This is a genomic window from Variovorax sp. AC194 (assembly GCF_979257995.1).
The window spans coordinates 4,848,829-4,866,450 of record NZ_OZ409823.1; the positions used below are offsets into that span (position 1 = coordinate 4,848,829).

Annotated in this window: 21 protein-coding genes and 2 tRNA genes; 8 read left to right on the forward strand and 15 right to left on the reverse strand. The window is 65.4% G+C overall.

All coding sequences use genetic code 11. The features are described from left to right. Nucleotides 1-74: 74 nt before the first annotated feature. The 4 genes from ACZYRS_RS23070 to hemP all read left to right on the forward strand — a co-directional run bounded on the left by ACZYRS_RS23070 (nt 75) and on the right by hemP (nt 2,255). Nucleotides 75-794: a TonB family protein gene (locus ACZYRS_RS23070; RefSeq protein ID WP_463421119.1), complete on the forward strand. Its 720-nt coding sequence runs from the start codon at nt 75-77 to the stop codon at nt 792-794. Between the two features lie 14 nt (nt 795-808). Next, nucleotides 809-1,525: a MotA/TolQ/ExbB proton channel family protein gene (locus ACZYRS_RS23075; protein WP_042578501.1), complete on the forward strand. Its 717-nt coding sequence runs from the start codon at nt 809-811 to the stop codon at nt 1,523-1,525. 5 nt (nt 1,526-1,530) lie between these two features. After that, a complete protein-coding gene (locus ACZYRS_RS23080; protein ID WP_198787680.1) occupies nt 1,531-1,944 on the forward strand; it encodes an ExbD/TolR family protein in 414 nt (137 codons plus the stop codon). 98 nt (nt 1,945-2,042) lie between these two features. Beyond that, entirely contained in the window at nt 2,043-2,255 is a 213-nt protein-coding gene (gene hemP, locus ACZYRS_RS23085; protein ID WP_013540500.1) for a hemin uptake protein HemP, read from the forward strand. Nucleotides 2,256-2,436: 181 nt separating this feature from the next. Here the strand turns inward: hemP and ACZYRS_RS23090 are convergent, their stop codons facing one another. Beyond that, on the reverse strand, nt 2,437-2,844 hold the full coding sequence (locus ACZYRS_RS23090) for a GlcG/HbpS family heme-binding protein (RefSeq protein WP_013540499.1): 408 nt from the start codon (nt 2,842-2,844) through the stop codon (nt 2,437-2,439). A 162-nt stretch (nt 2,845-3,006) separates the two neighbouring features. On the opposite strand from ACZYRS_RS23090, the gene ACZYRS_RS23095 reads away from it, so the two are divergent. Beyond that, the gene (locus ACZYRS_RS23095) at nt 3,007-3,708 is read left to right on the forward strand and encodes a Bax inhibitor-1/YccA family protein (protein ID WP_463421120.1); all 702 of its coding nucleotides are present in this window, start codon (nt 3,007-3,009) and stop codon (nt 3,706-3,708) included. Between the two features lie 46 nt (nt 3,709-3,754). Here ACZYRS_RS23095 and rlmD read toward each other — a convergent pair whose 3' ends face one another. The 5 genes from rlmD to surE are packed head-to-tail and all read right to left on the reverse strand — an operon-like array spanning nt 3,755 to nt 8,718. Further along, nucleotides 3,755-5,191 carry a 23S rRNA (uracil(1939)-C(5))-methyltransferase RlmD gene (gene rlmD, locus ACZYRS_RS23100; protein ID WP_463421121.1) on the reverse strand — a complete coding sequence of 479 codons (1,437 nt, stop codon included), beginning with the start codon at nt 5,189-5,191 and terminating at the stop codon, nt 3,755-3,757. A gap of 43 nt (nt 5,192-5,234) precedes the next feature. After that, nucleotides 5,235-6,260, reverse strand: a complete 1,026-nt coding sequence (locus ACZYRS_RS23105; RefSeq protein ID WP_463421122.1) for a sigma-70 family RNA polymerase sigma factor — start codon at nt 6,258-6,260, stop codon at nt 5,235-5,237. Between the two features lie 4 nt (nt 6,261-6,264). After that, on the reverse strand, nt 6,265-7,173 hold the full coding sequence (locus ACZYRS_RS23110) for a peptidoglycan DD-metalloendopeptidase family protein (RefSeq protein WP_198787676.1): 909 nt from the start codon (nt 7,171-7,173) through the stop codon (nt 6,265-6,267). Nucleotides 7,174-7,184: 11 nt separating this feature from the next. Then, complete coding sequence (locus tag ACZYRS_RS23115; RefSeq protein ID WP_198787675.1) at nt 7,185-7,958, reverse strand: protein-L-isoaspartate(D-aspartate) O-methyltransferase; 774 nt, start codon at nt 7,956-7,958, stop codon at nt 7,185-7,187. A 1-nt stretch (nt 7,959) separates the two neighbouring features. Beyond that, the gene (gene surE / locus ACZYRS_RS23120) at nt 7,960-8,718 is read right to left on the reverse strand and encodes a 5'/3'-nucleotidase SurE (RefSeq protein WP_463421123.1); all 759 of its coding nucleotides are present in this window, start codon (nt 8,716-8,718) and stop codon (nt 7,960-7,962) included. A gap of 127 nt (nt 8,719-8,845) precedes the next feature. Here surE and ACZYRS_RS23125 point away from each other — a divergent pair, with 127 nt between their 5' ends. Beyond that, the gene (locus tag ACZYRS_RS23125; protein ID WP_463422526.1) at nt 8,846-9,832 is read left to right on the forward strand and encodes an NADPH:quinone oxidoreductase family protein; all 987 of its coding nucleotides are present in this window, start codon (nt 8,846-8,848) and stop codon (nt 9,830-9,832) included. 81 nt (nt 9,833-9,913) lie between these two features. On the opposite strand, the gene ACZYRS_RS23130 is transcribed toward ACZYRS_RS23125, so the two are convergent. The 3 genes from ACZYRS_RS23130 to ACZYRS_RS23140 all read right to left on the reverse strand — a co-directional run bounded on the left by ACZYRS_RS23130 (nt 9,914) and on the right by ACZYRS_RS23140 (nt 11,351). Then, nucleotides 9,914-10,258, reverse strand: a complete 345-nt coding sequence (locus tag ACZYRS_RS23130) for an H-NS histone family protein (protein WP_198787673.1) — start codon at nt 10,256-10,258, stop codon at nt 9,914-9,916. A gap of 278 nt (nt 10,259-10,536) precedes the next feature. Then, a tRNA-His gene (locus tag ACZYRS_RS23135) sits at nt 10,537-10,612 on the reverse strand. A gap of 76 nt (nt 10,613-10,688) precedes the next feature. Continuing rightward, nucleotides 10,689-11,351, reverse strand: coding sequence for a YbhB/YbcL family Raf kinase inhibitor-like protein (locus ACZYRS_RS23140; protein WP_463421124.1), 663 nt, complete (start codon nt 11,349-11,351; stop codon nt 10,689-10,691). A 196-nt stretch (nt 11,352-11,547) separates the two neighbouring features. Between ACZYRS_RS23140 and ACZYRS_RS23145 the strand changes: the two genes are divergently transcribed. After that, nucleotides 11,548-11,796 (forward strand): GlsB/YeaQ/YmgE family stress response membrane protein, encoded by a 249-nt coding sequence (locus tag ACZYRS_RS23145; protein WP_013540415.1) that lies wholly within the window; start codon nt 11,548-11,550, stop codon nt 11,794-11,796. A gap of 53 nt (nt 11,797-11,849) precedes the next feature. Then, complete coding sequence (locus tag ACZYRS_RS23150) at nt 11,850-12,182, forward strand: hypothetical protein (protein WP_463421125.1); 333 nt, start codon at nt 11,850-11,852, stop codon at nt 12,180-12,182. 25 nt (nt 12,183-12,207) lie between these two features. Here ACZYRS_RS23150 and ACZYRS_RS23155 read toward each other — a convergent pair whose 3' ends face one another. The 6 genes from ACZYRS_RS23155 to ACZYRS_RS23180 form a co-directional block, all read right to left on the reverse strand. Continuing rightward, nucleotides 12,208-12,882, reverse strand: a complete 675-nt coding sequence (locus ACZYRS_RS23155; protein ID WP_463421126.1) for a histidine phosphatase family protein — start codon at nt 12,880-12,882, stop codon at nt 12,208-12,210. Nucleotides 12,883-12,985: 103 nt separating this feature from the next. Further along, nucleotides 12,986-14,902: a peptidyl-prolyl cis-trans isomerase gene (locus ACZYRS_RS23160; protein WP_463421127.1), complete on the reverse strand. Its 1,917-nt coding sequence runs from the start codon at nt 14,900-14,902 to the stop codon at nt 12,986-12,988. Nucleotides 14,903-14,979: 77 nt separating this feature from the next. Next, nucleotides 14,980-15,055: transfer RNA gene (locus ACZYRS_RS23165), tRNA-Val, on the reverse strand. Between the two features lie 27 nt (nt 15,056-15,082). Beyond that, the gene (locus ACZYRS_RS23170; protein WP_007830705.1) at nt 15,083-15,355 is read right to left on the reverse strand and encodes an HU family DNA-binding protein; all 273 of its coding nucleotides are present in this window, start codon (nt 15,353-15,355) and stop codon (nt 15,083-15,085) included. 234 nt (nt 15,356-15,589) lie between these two features. Further along, nucleotides 15,590-16,675 carry a tartrate dehydrogenase gene (locus ACZYRS_RS23175; protein WP_198787670.1) on the reverse strand — a complete coding sequence of 362 codons (1,086 nt, stop codon included), beginning with the start codon at nt 16,673-16,675 and terminating at the stop codon, nt 15,590-15,592. Then, nucleotides 16,672-17,583: an alpha/beta fold hydrolase gene (locus ACZYRS_RS23180; RefSeq protein ID WP_463421128.1), complete on the reverse strand. Its 912-nt coding sequence runs from the start codon at nt 17,581-17,583 to the stop codon at nt 16,672-16,674. Before ACZYRS_RS23180 ends, ACZYRS_RS23175 begins: the two co-directional genes overlap by 4 nt. Nucleotides 17,584-17,622 lie beyond the last annotated feature (39 nt).

Here is a 17,622-nt window from a genome sequence, read left to right on the forward strand (position 1 = left end):
TTGCGGGCTCGGTCTGGTGGATTTTTCGCAAGTAACGTCGTAGCGGTTTTGCTGCAATCGGGGCACGTTTTGCCGTGTCCGCACTCGAATGGTTGATCGTGTCTGACCGCTTTGCCCCTCCCCCCTCGGTTTTTGGCCTCTCGCGCAATGTCGTCATTGCGAGCGGCGTCATCCTGTTTCACGCGGCTGCGCTCTGGGCACTGCAAAGCGGCCTGCTGCGGCGGGCCGCCGAAGTGGTGATTCCGGTGGAAATCATGAGCCAGTTCGTCGAGCCACCGAAACCCAAGGTGGACCCGCCGCCGCCTCCGCCCCCCCCGCCCAAGGTGACCAAGGCGCCGCCTCCTCCGCGACCGCAGGCCATTCGCGAGCCCAAGCCGACGCCGGCGCCTGCGGCCCCGGTCGGAACCACCGAACCGCCGCCGCCATCCGCGCCTCCGGCACCCGAACCCGCTCCCCCAGCGCCGCCGGCGCCGCCGCCCGCACCGCCCGCTGCGCCCAAGGTTGTCGAAGTCACCGCCGCGCAAGCGCAGTGGCTGCGCAAACCAGCCCCTCGGCGGCCTGCCCTGAGCGACCGGCTGGGCGAATACGGCACCGTGGTCATCGCGGTCTATTTCACCCGCAATGGCACCGTGAAACGTACCGAGATACAGAAGTCCAGCGGCTACGACCGGCTGGACAAGGCGGCCCGTGATGCAGTCGCACTGTCTTCGCTCACCGTCTCGCAATTTCCCAACGCCAACGAAGACACGCTTTTCATGCTTCCGGCGTCCATTATTTTTGATCAACCCAAGTAACAAGAAGGCACTTTATGGACTCCCAATTCGGCTTGATGAACGTCTGGAATCAGGGCGATTTCGTCACCAAGGCCGTCGCGGTGCTATTGATCGGCATGTCGCTCGCATCGTGGATCGTGATCGTCGTCAAGGCGCTCGACGTCATCAAGTACAAGCGCCTTGCCAAGCACTCGCAGGACTTCTGGCACAGCGAAGACTTCGCTACCGCGCTGAACAAGCTCGGCAAGGACGACAGCAACCCCTTCCGCGCGCTGGCGCTCGAAGGCCGCGAAGCGGCGGCACACCACCGCAACACCAAGGCTCACCTGCACGATGCACTCGACGTGAGCGACTGGATCACGCGCGCTCTGCGTAACGGTATCGACGCGTTCACCGCCCGCCTTCAAACCGGCCTTGCCATCCTGGCATCGGTGGGCTCCACGGCACCTTTCATCGGCCTGTTCGGCACGGTCTGGGGCATCTACCACGCACTGATGAGCATCGGCTCGGCCGGCCAGGCCACCATCGACAAGGTGGCGGGCCCGATCGGCGAGGCGCTGATCATGACGGCGCTCGGCCTGGCAGTGGCGATTCCCGCCGTGCTCGGCTACAACGCGCTGGTTCGCGGCAACAAGTTCGTGCTGACCAAGCTCAACAGCTTTGCGCACGACCTGCATGCCTACTTCGTCACCGGCGCCCGCGTGCAAAGCGGTAGCGGCGATGCCATCGTGGTCCCGCTCAAGAAGGGCTGAGCACCATGGCCTTCGGAACACAAGACGAACCCGATGAGGTGATGAACGAGATCAACATGACGCCGCTGGTCGACGTCATGCTGGTGCTCCTGATCATCTTCATCATCACCGTGCCGGTGATGAAGCACGCGGTCAATATCGATCTTCCTCGCGCCACCAGCGAGCCCGAGCAGCCCAAGCCGCAGAACATCCTGTTCAGCGTCACGGCCGACGGAAGCTACTACTGGAACGAAACGAAGATCGACGACAGCGAATTGCCCAGCCGCCTCGCCGCCGAAGCCGCCAAGGAACCGCAACCCGAGTTGCATATCCGCGGCGACAAGGCCGTGCGCTATGAACGCGTGGCCAAGGCCATGTCGGAAGCGCGGGAAGCCGGCGTGCGCAAGATCGGTTTCATCACCGAACCCGACGCGAAGTAATCTGGATTCGAAGCGTGTGAAAAAAAATCAATCTTCTCGATTGACTTCTATTTGAGAATCGTTATCATTCAGTCATCGCTTCGATCACGGAACTCCAAATGCCAGCCACACCGAACGCCTTCACTGTTCTGAACCATCCTTCGCTCGACCAATCGGGTGGCGGTCATGCGTCGATCCAGGCATCGCGTCCGGTGCCGATGGTCGAAAGCACGGAGCTTCTCAAGGGAAGCAAGACCGTGGGCATCATGCACAACGGTTCGCTCTACCGGCTCCAAGCCACCAAACTCGGCAAGCTGATCCTGACCAAATAAGTCGCTCAGCACGCCCTCCGCGCAAGTTTCATCGTGGGGCGACTCAAGGAGATTCATCTCCGAAGGGTCGTTTTTTGCTAGCCAACGGTTCGCCGACTAGCCAAGCTTTTTTTCACGCTGAACGCTCCAAAGAAAACGCCGACCTCGAAGTCGGCGTTTTGCTTTGTGAAGCGAGAAAGACTCAGAGGCCGATCGCCGCGATGCCCGCCTTGGCAATCTGTGCGTCTTCGTTCGACTTCACACCGCTCACGCCGACCGCGCCGATGACCTGGCCGTCCTTCACGATCGGCACGCCGCCTTCGAGCAGGCCCTGCACCGCGGGCGCCGTCAGGAACGCCGTGCGGCCCCCATTAATGATGTCCTCGTAGACCTTGCTCTCGCGCCGGCCCATGGCTGCCGTGTGCGCCTTGGCGGGAGCGATGTGCGACGACAGCGCCGCGGCGCCGTCCAGGCGTTGCAGCCAGAGCAGGTTGCCGGCATCGTCCGAGATGGCGATGGTCACGGCCCAGTTGTTCTTCAGGGCCTCGGCTTCGGCCGCTGCGGCGATGGCCTTGACGTCGGCGAGTTCGAGGAATGATTTGGTCTTCATGTTGAGCTCAGGTTGCGTAAAAACCCGACAGCATAACGGTCGCCCGCCTTGAAAAGCCCCAGCCGCTTAAGAACAACCCCGATACGGTCTTTCGAACGCCCGCCTCTTGCAGACACCTAGAATGCGCCCAACTGCGTAGCAGCAACCACAGGAGCTTCGGCCATGAACGACCGCGTCACCACCCTCGACACTTCCACCGGCTACGGCCAGGCGTTGCCGCAGGCGGAGCGCCAACGCGTCCTGCGCAACACCTACTGGCTGCTGGCACTGAGCATGGTGCCTACCGTGCTGGGCGCCTGGCTCGGCGTGAGCACCGGCCTCACGCGCTCGCTCACCGGCGGACTCGGCCTGATCGTCTTCCTCGGCGGCGCATTCGGCTTCATGTTCGCCATCGAGAAGACCAAGAACTCGGCGGCCGGCGTGCCAGTGCTGCTGGCGTTCACCTTCTTCATGGGCCTCATGCTCTCGCGCCTGATCGCGATGGTGCTCGGCTTCAAGAACGGCTCCGAGCTCGTCATGACGGCCTTCGGCGGCACGGCGGGCGTGTTCCTGGTGATGGCCACGCTGGCCACCTTCATCAAGCGCGACCTCTCGGGCATGGGCAAGTTCCTGTTCGTCGGCGCGCTGGTGCTGATGTTCGGCGCGATCATCAACGTGTTCGTCGGCTCGACCACCGGCATGCTGGTCATCTCGGTGGCCGCCATCGGCATCTTCTCGGCCTACATGCTCTATGACTTGAAGCAGATCATGGACGGCGGCGAAACCAACTACATCACCGCCACGCTGGCCCTGTACCTGGACCTGTTCAACGTGTTCCAGAGCTTGCTCGCCCTCTTGGGCATTTTCGGCGGCGAACGCGACTGATCGAGCGACACCGCGCAATGACAAAGGGCCCCGAGGGGCCCTTTTTTCATTCCAGGTCGAAGACCGCAATCGACTCGACGTGCGCCGTGTGCGGGAACATGTTGACCACGCCCGCGAACGTGCATCGGTACCCCGCCTGATGCACCAGCAGCCCCGCATCGCGCGCGAGCGTCGACGGGTTGCAGCTCACGTAGACGATGCGCTTGGGCGGCGTCCAGCCGTCGGTGCGCAGTTCAGGCTGCTGATGCAGGTCGGCCATCGCCTTGGCCAGTGCGAAGGCGCCTTCGCGCGGCGGATCGACCAGCCACTTGTCGGCGCTGCCATCGGCCACCAGCATGGCCGGCGTCATCTCGAACAGGTTGCGCGCGACGAACTGCGTGGCTGAAAGCGCGCGACGTGCGTCGGTTGCAGGCTGATTCTTCTTGAAGTTGTCGGTCGCACGCGCCACCAGCGTGTCGCTGCCCTCGATGCCCAGCACCTCGCGCGCCTGGCTCGCCAGCGGCAAGGTGAAGTTGCCGAGGCCGCAGAACCAGTCGATGACCCGTTCGTCGGACTGCACATCGAGCAGGCGAAGCGCCTTGCCCACCAGCGCGCGGTTGATGTGCGGATTGACCTGCGTGAAATCGGTCGGCTTGAACGGCATCGTCACGCCGAATTCGGGCAGGCGGTACGCGAGCGGCGTGCCGCCTTCTTCCAGCAGCTTCACCGTTTCCGGCCCCTTGGCCTGCAGCCACCACTGCACGCCTTCATTCTGCGCGGCAAACGCCTTCAGCCGGTCGATATCGGCGCCTGACAGGGGCTGCAGGTGCCGCAGCACCAAGGCGATGGCGCCGAGCGCCGTGGAGCCCGGCGCGTCGCCGCAGGCCAGTTCGATCTGCGGGCACGTCTCGCGCGCGTCCATGGAACCGATCAGCGCGCGCAGGGGCATCAGCATGTCGCTGACCTGTTTGGGCAGCACCGGGCACACCTGCATGTCGGCCAGGTAGCGGCTCTTGCGCTCGTGAAAGCCGATCAGCACCGTGCCCTTCTTGACCACGTGGCGCACCGACAGGCGCGCGCGATAGCGGTAGTGCCATGCCGGCCCTTCGAGCGGGCGCAGCACGTTGTCGGGGCGCACCTTGCCCAGGTGCCACAGGTTGTCCTCCATGGCGCGCTGCTTCACGGCCACTTGCGCGGCCGCGTCCAGATGCTGCATCTTGCAGCCGCCGCAGGCGCCCGTGTGCAGGCCGAAATGGGGGCAGCCGGGACGCACCCGCTGCGACGATTCGCGCCGGATGTGAGTGACCGTGCCCTGCTCCCAGTTGTTCTTGCGGCGATGGACGTTGAACTGCACTTCCTCGAACGGCAATGCGCCCTCGATGAACACGACCATGCCGTCGGCCTTGTGGGAAACGCCCTGCGCGTCGAGGTCGAGCGACTCGACGTTCAGCCATTCTTCGCCGGGATTCGTGGGGACTTTCTTTTCTTCGATGGATTCCGTCATCCCCCGATTGTCTCAGTGCGGCCGCCCCCGCTTTTTCGCCCCGCTAGAACAGCGCGTCCCTCCCGATGCCCGAGCGGGCCAGCTGGCGGCGCATCTTGGCGAGCGCCTCGTTCTGGATCTGCCTGACGCGCTCCCGCGTGAGGCCCAGGCGCACGCTCAGCACCTCGAGCGTTTCAGGCTCGCGGTCGTGCAGGCCGTAGCGGCCCTCCAGCACCTCGCGCTCTCGCGCGTCGAGCGCGTGGACCCACTGGTCGAGCAGGCGCTCCACCTCGTGCGCCTGCGCCACGCCGCTCGGATTGCCCTGCTCGTCGTCGGATGCGACGGTGTCGGCCAGCGTGAAGCCTTCGTCGCCGCGCGCATCGCCGGCATCGAGCGAACGCGGCGCTTCGGAGAGGGCCAGCAGGTCGGCCACCGCCTGCACGTCGCGGCCGAGCAGCGCGGCGATGTCTTCCACGCGCACGCCGTCGGGACGGCGCGCCACAAACTCCGCATCGCCTTCGAGCGTGCGGCGGGCTCGCAGCACCTGCTGCAGTTCGCGCACCACGTGCACCGGCAGGCGAATCGCGCGCGCCTGCGTCATGACCGCGCGTTCGACCGACTGGCGGATCCACCAGGTCGCATACGTGGAAAAACGGAAACCGCGCTCGGGCTCGAACTTGGTGATGGCATGCATCAGCCCGAGATTGCCCTCCTCGATGAGGTCCGACAGCGGCACGCCGCGGCCGAGGTACCCCTTGGCGATGTTGACCACGAGCCGCAGGTTGTGCTCGATCATCGATTGCCGCGCCGCGAAATCGCCGGACCGCGCGGCGCAGGCGGTCTTGAATTCCTCGTCGGGGGTGAACAGCTCGGTGCGCCGGACCTGACGCAGGTAGATGGTCAGCGCGTCTGCGCCTTCGCCGCCGATCAGTTGTTCGGTCACGGCACCGCGTGGCAGCGCCGCGTTGAGCGCCAGCGGGTCGGCTAAGAGCGCCTCGTCGGGCGAGGCGTCCTTGTCGCCAGAAGCCCGGCCGCCTCGGCCCGCCAGCCCGCGCACGGGCAGCGTGCGACGGGGGCGGGAGGCAGCCATGGCATCACCGGCCGGGCAGGTAGCGCGACGGGTCGACGGGCTTGCCCTGGCGGCGGATCTCGAAATGCAGCTTCACGCGATCGGCGTCGCTGTTGCCCATTTCGGCAATCTTCTGGCCCTTCTGAACCGACTGGTCTTCCTTCACGAGCAGCGTCTGGTTGTGCGCATATGCCGTGAGGTAGGTGTTGTTGTGCTTCAGGATGATCAGGTTGCCGTAGCCGCGCAGGCCTGCGCCGGCATACACCACGCGCCCGTCGGCCGCGGCCAGCACGGGGTCACCGGCCTTGCCGCTGATGTCGTAGCCCTTGTTCTTGGCTTCGTCGAAGCCGGCGATCAGCGAACCGCTCGCGGGCCAGATCCAGCCGAGGTCTTCGTCGCCCGAACTGCCGCTGCCGGGGCTTGCGGGAGAAGCCGTGACAGGTGCCACGGGCTTGACCGGCGCGCTGGCGCCGCTCGCCGGAACAGGCGCCACCACCGAAGGCGGCGTCACCGGCTTGGCGACCGCGCCTTCCGAACCCGAAGCTGCGGGAGCGGTTGCAACGGCCGTGCCCGAACCCGACGGCGGAATCACGCGCAGCACCTGGCCCACTTCGATCAGGTCGGGGTTGTCCAGGTTGTTCCAGCGGGCGATGTCCTGCCAGCGCTGTCCGGTCTCGCTGCCGATGCGGCGGATCGTGTCACCGGGGCGCACGGCGTAGTAGCCGGGCTTGCCGTAGTTCTCGATGCCCGCGAGCGGCTTGCCGTTGGCATCGACCGTGAGGGGAGAACCCCCTGGCGTGGCACCGGGCGCCCGCGTCATGGTGCCGCGGTCCTCGACGGGCGCCGGCCCGCGCGGTGCGGAGCAGCCCGCGATCACGAGCACAACGGCCAACGTGATGCCCGCGAACAAACTCCGATTGCCAAAACCCTGCATTTGTTATTCCTTCAAGCGATGCCCGATTTTAGGGGGACAAAGTGAACCGCCTCAAGAATGAGCCGCTCCAGCCCACGGGCAGTTTTATCGATGACGACAAGGGCCTGTCCGCCCTTGGCCGAATGGGTCGGCGCAACGATGCGCCCGCCGACCGCGAGTTGTTCGATCCAGGCCTGCGGAACGGCTTCGCCGCCAGCGGCCGCGATGATGCCGGCGTAGGGCGCGCCCTTGGCGTAGCCGATCATTCCGTCGCCCAGCATCAGGTGCACCGTGGCGAGCCGGAAGTGCCGCAGATTGGCCCGCGCGCGCTCGTGCAGGCCGCGCAGGCGCTCGATGCTGTAGACCTCGGTCGCCACATGGTTCAGCACCGCGGCCTGGTAGCCGCAGCCGGTGCCGATCTCGAGCACGCGCCCCAGGCGCTCCTGCGGCTTGCCGGCCAGCGCGGGCGCTGCGAGCAGCAGTTCGATCATGCGGGCCACGACGCTCGGCTTGGAAATGGTTTGCCCCAGGCCGATCGGCAGGCTCGTGTCTTCGTAGGCCTGGTTGACCAGCGCGCTGTCGACGAAGCGATGGCGCTCGACAGCGCTCATCGCGCGCAGCACGCGCGGATCGGAAATGCCCTGCGCCGCAAGCTTCTGCACCATGCGCGCGCGCACGGCGTCGGAAGCCATCGAGGGCGTGGACGGCACCATGGGCTTGACCGGCACGGCGGGCATGCGCCCGCGCGTGGCTGCCGAAGCGGTGGGTGTCAGGCGAACCGGGAAACTGGGCCGCTGCGTGGCCATGTCAATTGCCAAGACGGGCCACCGTCTCGCGCCATTGGCCCAGGTTGGCGTGGTCGGTCAGGTCGATCTGCAACGGCGTGAGCGCGATGTGGCCGGCGGCGGTGGCGTGGAAGTCGGTGCCCTCGCCGCTGTCCTTGGCGCCGCCCGCGCCCGCGATCCAGTACATCGTCTCGCCGCGCGGGCTGTCCTGCGTGATGACTTTCTCCGCCGCGTGCCGGCGGCCGAGGCGGCAGACCTTGACCGGCTTGAGCTCGTCGAACGGCCGGTTCGGCACGTTCACATTGAGCAGGAAAGCGGGGCCGCCGATCATCTTCTCGCGCTCGATCTGCTGCACCAGGCGGCGCGCGACCTGCGCGGCCGCCTCCACGTGCGCCCAGCCCTTTTCGATCTGCGAGAAGGCGATGGCCGGAATGCCGAAAAGGTAGGCCTCCATGGCCGCGCCGACGGTGCCCGAATAGATGGTGTCGTCGCCCATGTTGGCGCCGTTGTTGATGCCCGAGACCACCAGGTCGGGCCGGTAGTCGAGCAGGCCCTTGAGCGCGATGTGCACGCAATCGGCCGGCGTGCCCGTCACGTAGCGAAAACCGTTGTGCGCCTTGTGCACGTAGAGCGGGGCTGCCAGGGTGAGCGCGTTCGACTTGGCGCTGTTGTTGTGTTCGGGTGCGACCACCTCGACGTCGGCGATGTCCTTGAGCGCGTCGTGCAGTGCGACGATGCCGGGCGCCTGGAAGCCATCGTCATTGGAAATAAGTATCTTCATGGTGCTTTTGGATGCACCGGATTGTAGGCGTCGGGTGCGTCGCAGCAGGGACAAGGACGCCCTGCGGCGGCCCCTATCATGCCCGCAGTCATTGCCTCAACATTACCCATCCGAAGGAGACCCGAGCATGCACGCATGGCTTTGCGAAAACCCCGTTGGCGTCGACGCGCTCACCTGGAAAGAACTGCCGACGCCCACGCCGGGCGCGGGGCAGGTGCTGATCGAGATCAAGGCCGCGAGCCTGAATTTCCCCGACCTGCTGATCGTGCAGAACAAGTACCAGATGAAGCCGCCCCTGCCCTTCGTTCCCGGTTCGGAATACGCGGGCGTCATCCAGGCGGTCGGCGAAGGCGTCACGCATCTGAAGGTGGGCCAGAACGTGGCGTGCCTCTCGGGCACCGGCGGCTTCGGCACCCACACGATCGCCCCCGCCGCGCTGTGCATGCCGCTGCCCGAGGGCTTCGGCCATGTCGATGCGGCCGCGTTCATCATGATCTACGCCACCTCGTGGCACGCGCTGATGGACCGCGCACAACTCAAGGCCGGCGAAACCGTGCTGGTGCTCGGCGCGGCGGGCGGCGTGGGAACTGCAGCCATCCAGATCGCAAAGGCTGCCGGCGCCAAGGTGATTGCGGCGGCCTCCACCGACGAGAAATGCGAACTCTGCCGTTCCATTGGCGCCGACGCGACGATCAACTACACGACGCATGCGCTGCCCAATGGTTTTCGCGATGCGGTCAAAGCGGCAACCGACGGCAAGGGCCCCGATGTGATTTACGACCCAGTGGGCGGCGATTTCGCAGAGCCCGCTTTTCGCTCCATTGGCTGGCGCGGCCGCTATTTGGTGGTGGGTTTTGCATCGGGCCCCATTCCATCGCTGCCATTGAATCTGACGCTGTTGAAAGGCGCTTCGCTCGTGGGTGTGTTCTGGGGCGATTTCGCCCGCCGCGAACCCAAGGCCAATGCGCAGATGATGGCCGAATTGGCGCAGTGGTACGGCCAGGGAAAGATCAAGCCCGTGATCGACAGCACGATGCCGATGGCTGAATTGAAGGCCGCGTATGCGCACATGGGTTCGCGCGGCGTCAAAGGAAAACTCGTGATGGTGAACTGAGCGACACCCGTTTCAGCGCCCAATAAAAAAGCCCGCGCATGCGGGCTTTTTTATTGATAAAAGTTCGGCGATTCGCGGCGCTTACTTGATCTCGTAATCGGAAAGCGACTTGCCGGCAGCCAATGCTTCGGTCACCCAGCGGGGCTTGCGGCCACGGCCACCGGACCAGGTTTCACCCGTCGGGCCGCGGTATTTGGCGGCTGCCTTGGGTGCTGCGGTACCCGCAGTGCGCTTGGCGGCGGCGCCACGGCCGCCGAGTTTCAGGTCGGAAGCGGTCAAACCGAATTCCGCGATCTTCTTGCGCAACTCCTCGATCACGCCCGAGCGTTCCTGGTTGCGCAGGTCTTCGGCCTGCTTGCGCAATTGCGCAATCTGCTCGTCGTGCTTCTTGATCTGGGAATTGATATCGGCGAGTGTCGAAGCCATTGTTGGACTCCTGAAAATTGAAAACGGGTGGATTTTAATTCAATTTGCATTTGCCACAAGTGCATCGGCCGCAGAAAAAATGGACACCCAATGGATCAATGCAACAGCGCGCAACGGAAAGCGCACCGTTTTGGCGGCGTATATCGAGGGAGAACAGGGGGAAAAAGACTGAGGGCAACTGCTGCAGCGAGCAGTGCGCCGGAAATGACAACGCCGGGTAAACCCGGCGTTGGAATCCCTTGAATGCTATTGAGCAATAGCGGCAGGGAGATATTTTTTGGGGTGGCTGATGGGACTCGAACCCACGACGACCAGAATCACAATCTGGGACTCTACCAGCTGAGCTACAGCCACCGCAGAGCCAGCAATTGTAGCGTCAAAAATCGCCGTTTCGGCTTGACCGGGCTGCGCCGTGGTTTGAAATTCACATTCAGCCCGCCGCCAAAGGGCCGGAAGGGCCGGAAGCCGCGACGCCCTCTTCTATCTTGATAGAGCCATCGGATCGCTCGCACGTGCCGATCAAGAGGCCGCTGGCCATGGCGTGATCGCGCAATTCACCGAATACTTCGTCGCGGCCCGGCTCCTCGGAAAACACCGGAACATTGTCGAGCGCGAACAGCTGGAAGGCGTAGCGATGCACGCCATGGCCGGGCGGTGGGTCCGGTGGTAGCCAGGTCGCCTGCAGGCTCGAATTGCGCCCGACGTGCAAGCCGGCGCCTTCCTGGTCGCTGCTGGGAATGGCTGCCTCGACCAATCTGTCGTCTCCGGGGCCCAAGCCGACGACGATGGCATGCACCAGCGGATTCGGCGTGGGCGAGTCGGCGTCTTCGACGATCAGCACCAGCGATGCGACCCCAGAAGGCAGCCCCGTCCATTGCAAAGGCGGCGAGACGCCGTCCCCATCGGCCGTGTAGCGCGGCGGCATCGGTGCATGGTCGGCGAAGGCCACGCTGGTCAGCGCGATCGATGCCATGCCTTCGCGCAAACCGAGCGTGTTGAACACGATGTTGTCCAGGCCGGCGCGCACGCCGTGCAGCGCGCGGCCGACGGCTTCGGGTAGTTTTTCAAGCATGCATCCGGTATAGCCCCGCATGCCAGCGCGCGCTGTAGGACGCCGCAGCGCCCGCACCGCCGCGCTTGCCGCCGCCCTGCGGCAGAAATTCTCGTTTGCAGGCACCGATGCGAACTGCGGGTGCGACGGCTCGAATGGCTCCGCTATCATCGACGCGGCCCGCGCAGACGGGCGCGGCTTTTCGCCACTTCCACTTCACCACCAAAGGAATTTCTTCATGAGCATCGTCTGGACTATTCTGATCGGGTTCGTCGTGGGTCTGGTGGCACGCGCCGTCAAGCCGGGCGACGATTCCGCCGGCTTCATCGTCACCACCCTGATCGGCATCGCGGGCTCGCTGATCGTCACCTACGTCGGCCAGGCCATGGGCTGGTACACCGCGGGCCAGGGCGCCGGTTTCATCGCTTCGGTGCTCGGCGCGATCGTGCTGCTGATCCTCTACGGCCTGATCAAGCGCAAGAGCTGATTCCCCGCGCGGCCTTGCCGACGCGCGCGCAGCGCGGCGAGGTCGCGAATCCCATGCCCCGCAAGCCACGCGCCAGGCACCACGTCTATGTGGTCGAACTCGACGATCGCGTGTGGAACAGCAGCCGCTTCAGGCGCGCCAACCCCGACTACCAGCTCGGCAAGCCCTTCGTCTATGTCGGCATGACCGGCCTGGACCCTGACATCCGCTTCGACAAGCACAAGGCCGGCATCCAGGCCAACAGCTTCGTGCAGGAATTCGGCTTGCGCCTGCTGCCCGCGCTCTACGAGCGCTACAACCCGATGCCTTATGAGGACGCGCGACTGATGGAAGTCGACCTCGGCATCGCGCTACGCAAGGCCGGCTACGGCGTCTGGCAGGCCTGATGCGCCGCACGGCGCACCGGAAACATCACGAGTAGGTGACCCAGTCCTCGTACACCGGCCCGTCCAGATGCGGCAGCGTGTTGTACGTCGCGAGCATGTGCCGCTTCGGCGTGAAGGCGAACTCCGTCACCGAGGTGTTGCGGATGCGCAGGTTGAGCTCGATGGTCGTCTCCGCGCTCGTGCCCAGCACATGGCCGACCGCGGTGCTGATCGGCCCGCCGCTGGACACCACCAGCACCTTCGCGCCATGGTGCCGGTCGCGCACGTGGTCCAGCGCCGTCGTCACGCCGGCAAGAAAGTCGACATAGCTGGGCATGCCGACCGGCGCTGTCTTGCCCTGCATCCAGGCGCCCAGGCCTTCGCGCAGCAGGCGAAAGTGATGGCGGTACATCTCGGGCGAGTCGGGCTTCTCGAGCTTGCCTTCGTGGATCGTGGCGATGACCGCCTCGCTGTCGTACTCGTTGAGCCCGGGCCACGGCAGCACGTCGTCGCGCTCCAGGCCCAGGCCCTTGGCGATGCCCTCCCAGGTCTGGCGATGGCGCTTCAAGGTGCCGGTGATGACGGCATCGAACGCCATGCCGCGCTCGCGCCAGTATTCGCCCAGGCGCACGGCCTGCCGGTGTCCGAGCTCGCTCAGGTTGTCATAGTCGGCAGCGCCGAAACTGGCCTGTCCGTGGCGCACGAGGTAGAGGGTTCCCATGCGCCGGATTCTGGCAAGAAGCCGGAGCGGCGCTTGTCCCTCGTGCGACCAAAAAAAAGCCCGGGTCATCGACCCGGGCGTTCTCTTTGCGCAGTGCCTTGCGTCAGCGCGCGGAAGCGACAGGCAGCGTGTCCGCCGGCTTCGGCACGAGGATCTCGGCCTTGAAGCGTTCCTTCAGCAGGTTGTAGTAGGCGGCGGCTTCGGCGGCAGTTACCGACTGGCCGACCTGCGCGCTTTCCTGCTGTGCCTGCTCGGGTGGCGGCGGCGTGCGCGGGACCACCTTGGTCACGCGAACCACCGCATAGCCCTGCGTGCCCAGGTCCACACCCACCAGCGACGGCAGCTTGGCGGCATCGGCGCGCAGCGCGGCATCGATCACCGGAACGGGCTGCGATTGCGCATCGATGCGCGAGACCGTGACCGGCGCGCCGAAGGTCGCGCCGTCCGCCTTGGTGGTCCAGGCCGCGAGCTTGGCTTCGCCTTCGGTCTTGGCCAGCACCGCCGCACGCTCGGTGATGAGCTGCGCGCGGATCTTGTCCTTGACCTCGGCCAGCGGGATCGGGTGCGCGGGCGTGTACTGCGTCACGCGGCCCGAGGCGAGCTGGCTGGAGCCGACCTCGATCGCCTCGGTGTTCTGCTTGCGCTCGAGCGAATCGCTCGCGTACAGCGCGCTCAGGAAGTTGCGGCTGGCCAGCGGGCCCTTGGCGCCCGGCGCGGGGATGCGCGGGACATTGGTCGCGGTCTGGATCGTGAGCTTGAGCTTTTCCGCGGCGGGCTTGAGGCTGTCGGGCTGCTGGTACACGGCATCGGTGAAGGTCTCGGCGGCCTTCGCGAATTCCTGCGTGGCTTGCGCGGCGCGAACTTCGTTCTCGATGGTGGCGCGCACCTGCTCGAAGGGCGGCACCACGGCCGGCTTGATGTCGGTCAGATGGATGATGTGATAACCGAACTCGGTCTCCACGAGGCTGCTGATCTCGCCCTTCTTCAGCGCGAACATCGCGTCTTCGAACGGCTTGACCATCGCGCCCTTGGTGACGAAATCCAGGTCGCCGCCCTTCTCGGCCGAGCCCGGGTCCTGCGAGTTCTTGCGCGCCACGTCGGCGAAGGTGTTCGGTGCCTTCTTCACGTCGGCGAGCAGTTGCTCGGCCTTGGCCTTGGCCTTCTCGCGATCGCCGGCGGACATGCTGGCCGGCGCGGTGATCAGGATGTGGCTCGCGCGGCGCTCTTCCTTCGTGCCGAAGCGCTCCTTGTTCTGGTCGTAGTAGTTCTTGAGGTCGGCCTCGTTCACCGAGATGTTCTTCTTGGCCGCGTCCAGGTCGAGCACGAGGTATTCGATGCTGGCCTGCTCGGGCGCCTGGAACTGCGCGGTGTGGTCCTTGTAGTAGGCCTCGATGTCGGCGTCGCTCACGGTCACCTTCGAGGCGAAGCTCCCGGGCGCGAAGCGCGCGACCTGGATCTCGCGGCGGTCATAGAAGGCGTTGACCGTGGCAGCCACCAGCGCGGGCGGCGTGAGGGCCGTGCCCGAGACGCCCAGCAGCACCTGCTGCGTGGACATGTCGGCGCGCACCGAGGCTTCGTACTGCTCGGGCGTGCGGCCCGTCACGCGCAGGAAGGTCTCGCGGTCGAACTTGCCGTCGGGTGTGCGGAAGGACGCAAGGCCCTGGTCCTGCGCGAAGATCCGCGCGAGGCGGTCTTCGGAGACGGTCATGTTCGCCTTGGCGGCGGCTGCGGCCAGCACGCGGTCGCGCACCATGCGCTCCAGCGTGGCATAGCGCAGGGCGTCCGAATCGAGCACCGTCGGATCGACGTTGGGCGACTGCTGGCGGATGCGGTCCGTCTCGATGCGGTGCTGCTGATCCCACTCGGGCTTGGTGATGTCGCCGCCTTCGATGTGGGCCACCTTCTCGTCGCGGCCGGAGCCCTGATAACGCTCCACACCGAAGAGCACGAACGAGGGAATGATCAGCAAGAACAAGAAAATCATGACGATCTTGTTGTACTTGCGGAAGAAATCAAACATGCTTGAACACTCTTTTTCGACGGAAGTCGGACGGCAATAAAAAAGGCGAACTGGTGTTCGCCTTTGCATCTGGGTGGTGGTGGGTGCTGAGGGGCTCGAACCCCCGACCTACGCCTTGTAAGGGCGCCGCTCTACCAACTGAGCTAAGCACCCCACCGGAATACTCTCCGAGTCTACGTCCTAGTTGAGCGCGTCTTTCAGCGCCTTGCCCGGACGGAACTTCGGAATCTTGGCTGCCTTGATTTTAATCGCGTCGCCGGTGCGGGGATTCCGGCCGGTGCGGGCGGCCCGCTTGCCCACTGCGAAAGTGCCGAAACCGACGAGCGACACGGAGCCGCCCTTTTTGAGCGTGGTACGAATGGCGCCGATGGTGGATTCGAGCGCGCGGGTGGCAGCTGCTTTGGAAATATCGGCGTTCTTTGCGATGTGCTCAATCAGTTCGGTCTTGTTCACAAGGGCCCCTTGTAGAGAAAAAGTTGGTCGGCTTTCGTCAGCTGCGACCTGGCCGCGGGTGGGTGCGACTCAAGAGCTTGGCAGGCCTGACGCCTCGGCAGCGCACTGCCAGCGAGGATTACAACCACTGCCCTGCAGGGTGTCAATAAGACACGAGGCCATGCAGAACAGCGGAGCGCGCGATTTTAGGGGCGTTTCGTTGCGCACTTTCCGGGACGTTTCGTGAAGTACTTTTCAAAGCGCTTCAGCGATCGCCTTCCCGAGGTCGCTGGTACTTGCCGTGCCACCGATATCCGGCGTGCGCGGTGCTCCGCTTTGGGGCGCGAGCACCCGCTCGATGGTCGAGAGGATCGCGTCGTGCGCATCCTTGTGACCCAAAAATTCGAGCATCATCGCGCCGCACCAGATCTGCCCGATCGGGTTCGCGATGCCCTTGCCCGCGATGTCGGGCGCCGAGCCGTGCACCGGTTCGAACAGCGACGGCGTGGTGCGCTCGGGGTTCAGGTTGGCGCTCGGCGCGATGCCGATGGTGCCGGTGCAGGCCGGGCCGAGGTCCGACAAGATGTCGCCGAAGAGATTGCTCGCGACCACCACGTCGAAGAAATCGGGGCGCTGCACGAAGTGCGCGGTAAGGATGTCGATGTGGAACTTGTCCAGCTTCACGCCCGTGTAGTTCTTCGCCATCTCGGCCACGCGCTCGTCCCAGTAGGGCATGGTGATCGAGATGCCGTTCGACTTGGTGGCGCTCGTCAGGTGCTTTTTCGGCCGCGACTGCGCAAGCTCGAACGCGAACTTGAGCACGCGGTCCACGCCGATGCGCGACATCACGGTTTCCTGCACCACGATCTCCCGCGGCGTGCCTTCGTACATGCGCCCGCCGATGCTGGAGTATTCGCCTTCGGTGTTCTCGCGCACGATGTACATGTCGATCTCGCCGGGCTGGCGCGGCGTGCCGTCGCGGCGCACCACGGGCGCGACGATGCCGGGCATGAGGCGCGCGGGGCGCAGGTTGATGTACTGGTCGAACTCGCGGCGGAACAAAAGGAGCGAGCCCCAGAGCGACACGTGGTCGGGAATCTTCTCGGGCCAGCCGACCGCGCCGAAGAAGATCGCATCGTGGCCGCCGATCTGGTCTTTCCAGTTGTCGGGCAGCATCTTGCCGTGCTTCTCGCAGTAGTCCCAGCTGGAGAAATCGAAGTGGTCGAACTTCAGGTCGATGCCGAACTTGCGCGCCGCCGCGTCGACCACGCGCAGGCCCTCTGGCATGGTTTCCTTGCCGATGCCGTCGCCGGCGATGACTGCGATTCTGTGGGTGCTCATGGAATGGCTCCTGCTTGTTGAATGGGAGAAAAGAATGCGAGCGCCTCGGCGAGCAATTCGCCCGGGGCTTCTTCGGGAACATAGTGACCGCACGGCAGCGCGCGGCCCGACACGTCATCGGCGCATGCGCGCCAAAGCGCCAGCACGTCGAAGCACTTGCCCACCGCGCCGTGCTCGCCCCACAGCACGCGCAGCGGTTGCGCGAGCTTGCGGCCGGCGGCGATGTCCGCGCGGTCGTGCACGAGGTCGATGGTGGCGGAGGCCCGGTAGTCCTCGCAGATGGATTCGGCCGTGCCCGGGATGCGCGCGCAGCGCTCGTACTCGGCCAGCACCTCGGGCGCGAAAGGCGCGAGGCCCGCATGCCGCCCACCCATCACGCTGCGCACGTAGCGCACCGGATCGGAGGCGATCAGCGCCTCGGGCAACGGCGGCGGCTGGATCAGGAAGAACCAGTGCCAGTAGGCCTTGGCGAAGGCCTCGGAGGTGTTCTCGTACATCGCGAGCGTGGGCGCGATGTCCAGCAGCAGCATGCGCTCGACCGCCGAAGGATGGTCCGCGGCGAGCCGGTGCGCCACGCGCGCGCCGCGGTCGTGCGCCAGCACGCCGAAGCGCTCGAAGCCGTGATGCCGCATGGCGGCGAGCGCATCGAGCGCCATCTCGCGCTTGCTGTAGACCGCATGCTCGGCATCGGCCGCGGGCCGGCCCGAGTCGCCGTAGCCGCGCAGGTCCACCGCGACCACGGTGAAGCGCTCGGCCAGTTGCGGTGCCACGCGATGCCAGATCGCATGCGTCTGCGGATGGCCGTGCAGCAGGAGCAACGGCGCACCCTTGCCGCCGATGCGGCCATGGATGCGCACGCCGTTGCGCTCGATGTCAAAGGAGGGAAAGCTGAGGAAGGGGGCAGTCACGGAACGATTGTGCGTTGCGCCCCGGCGATCATCAAGCAA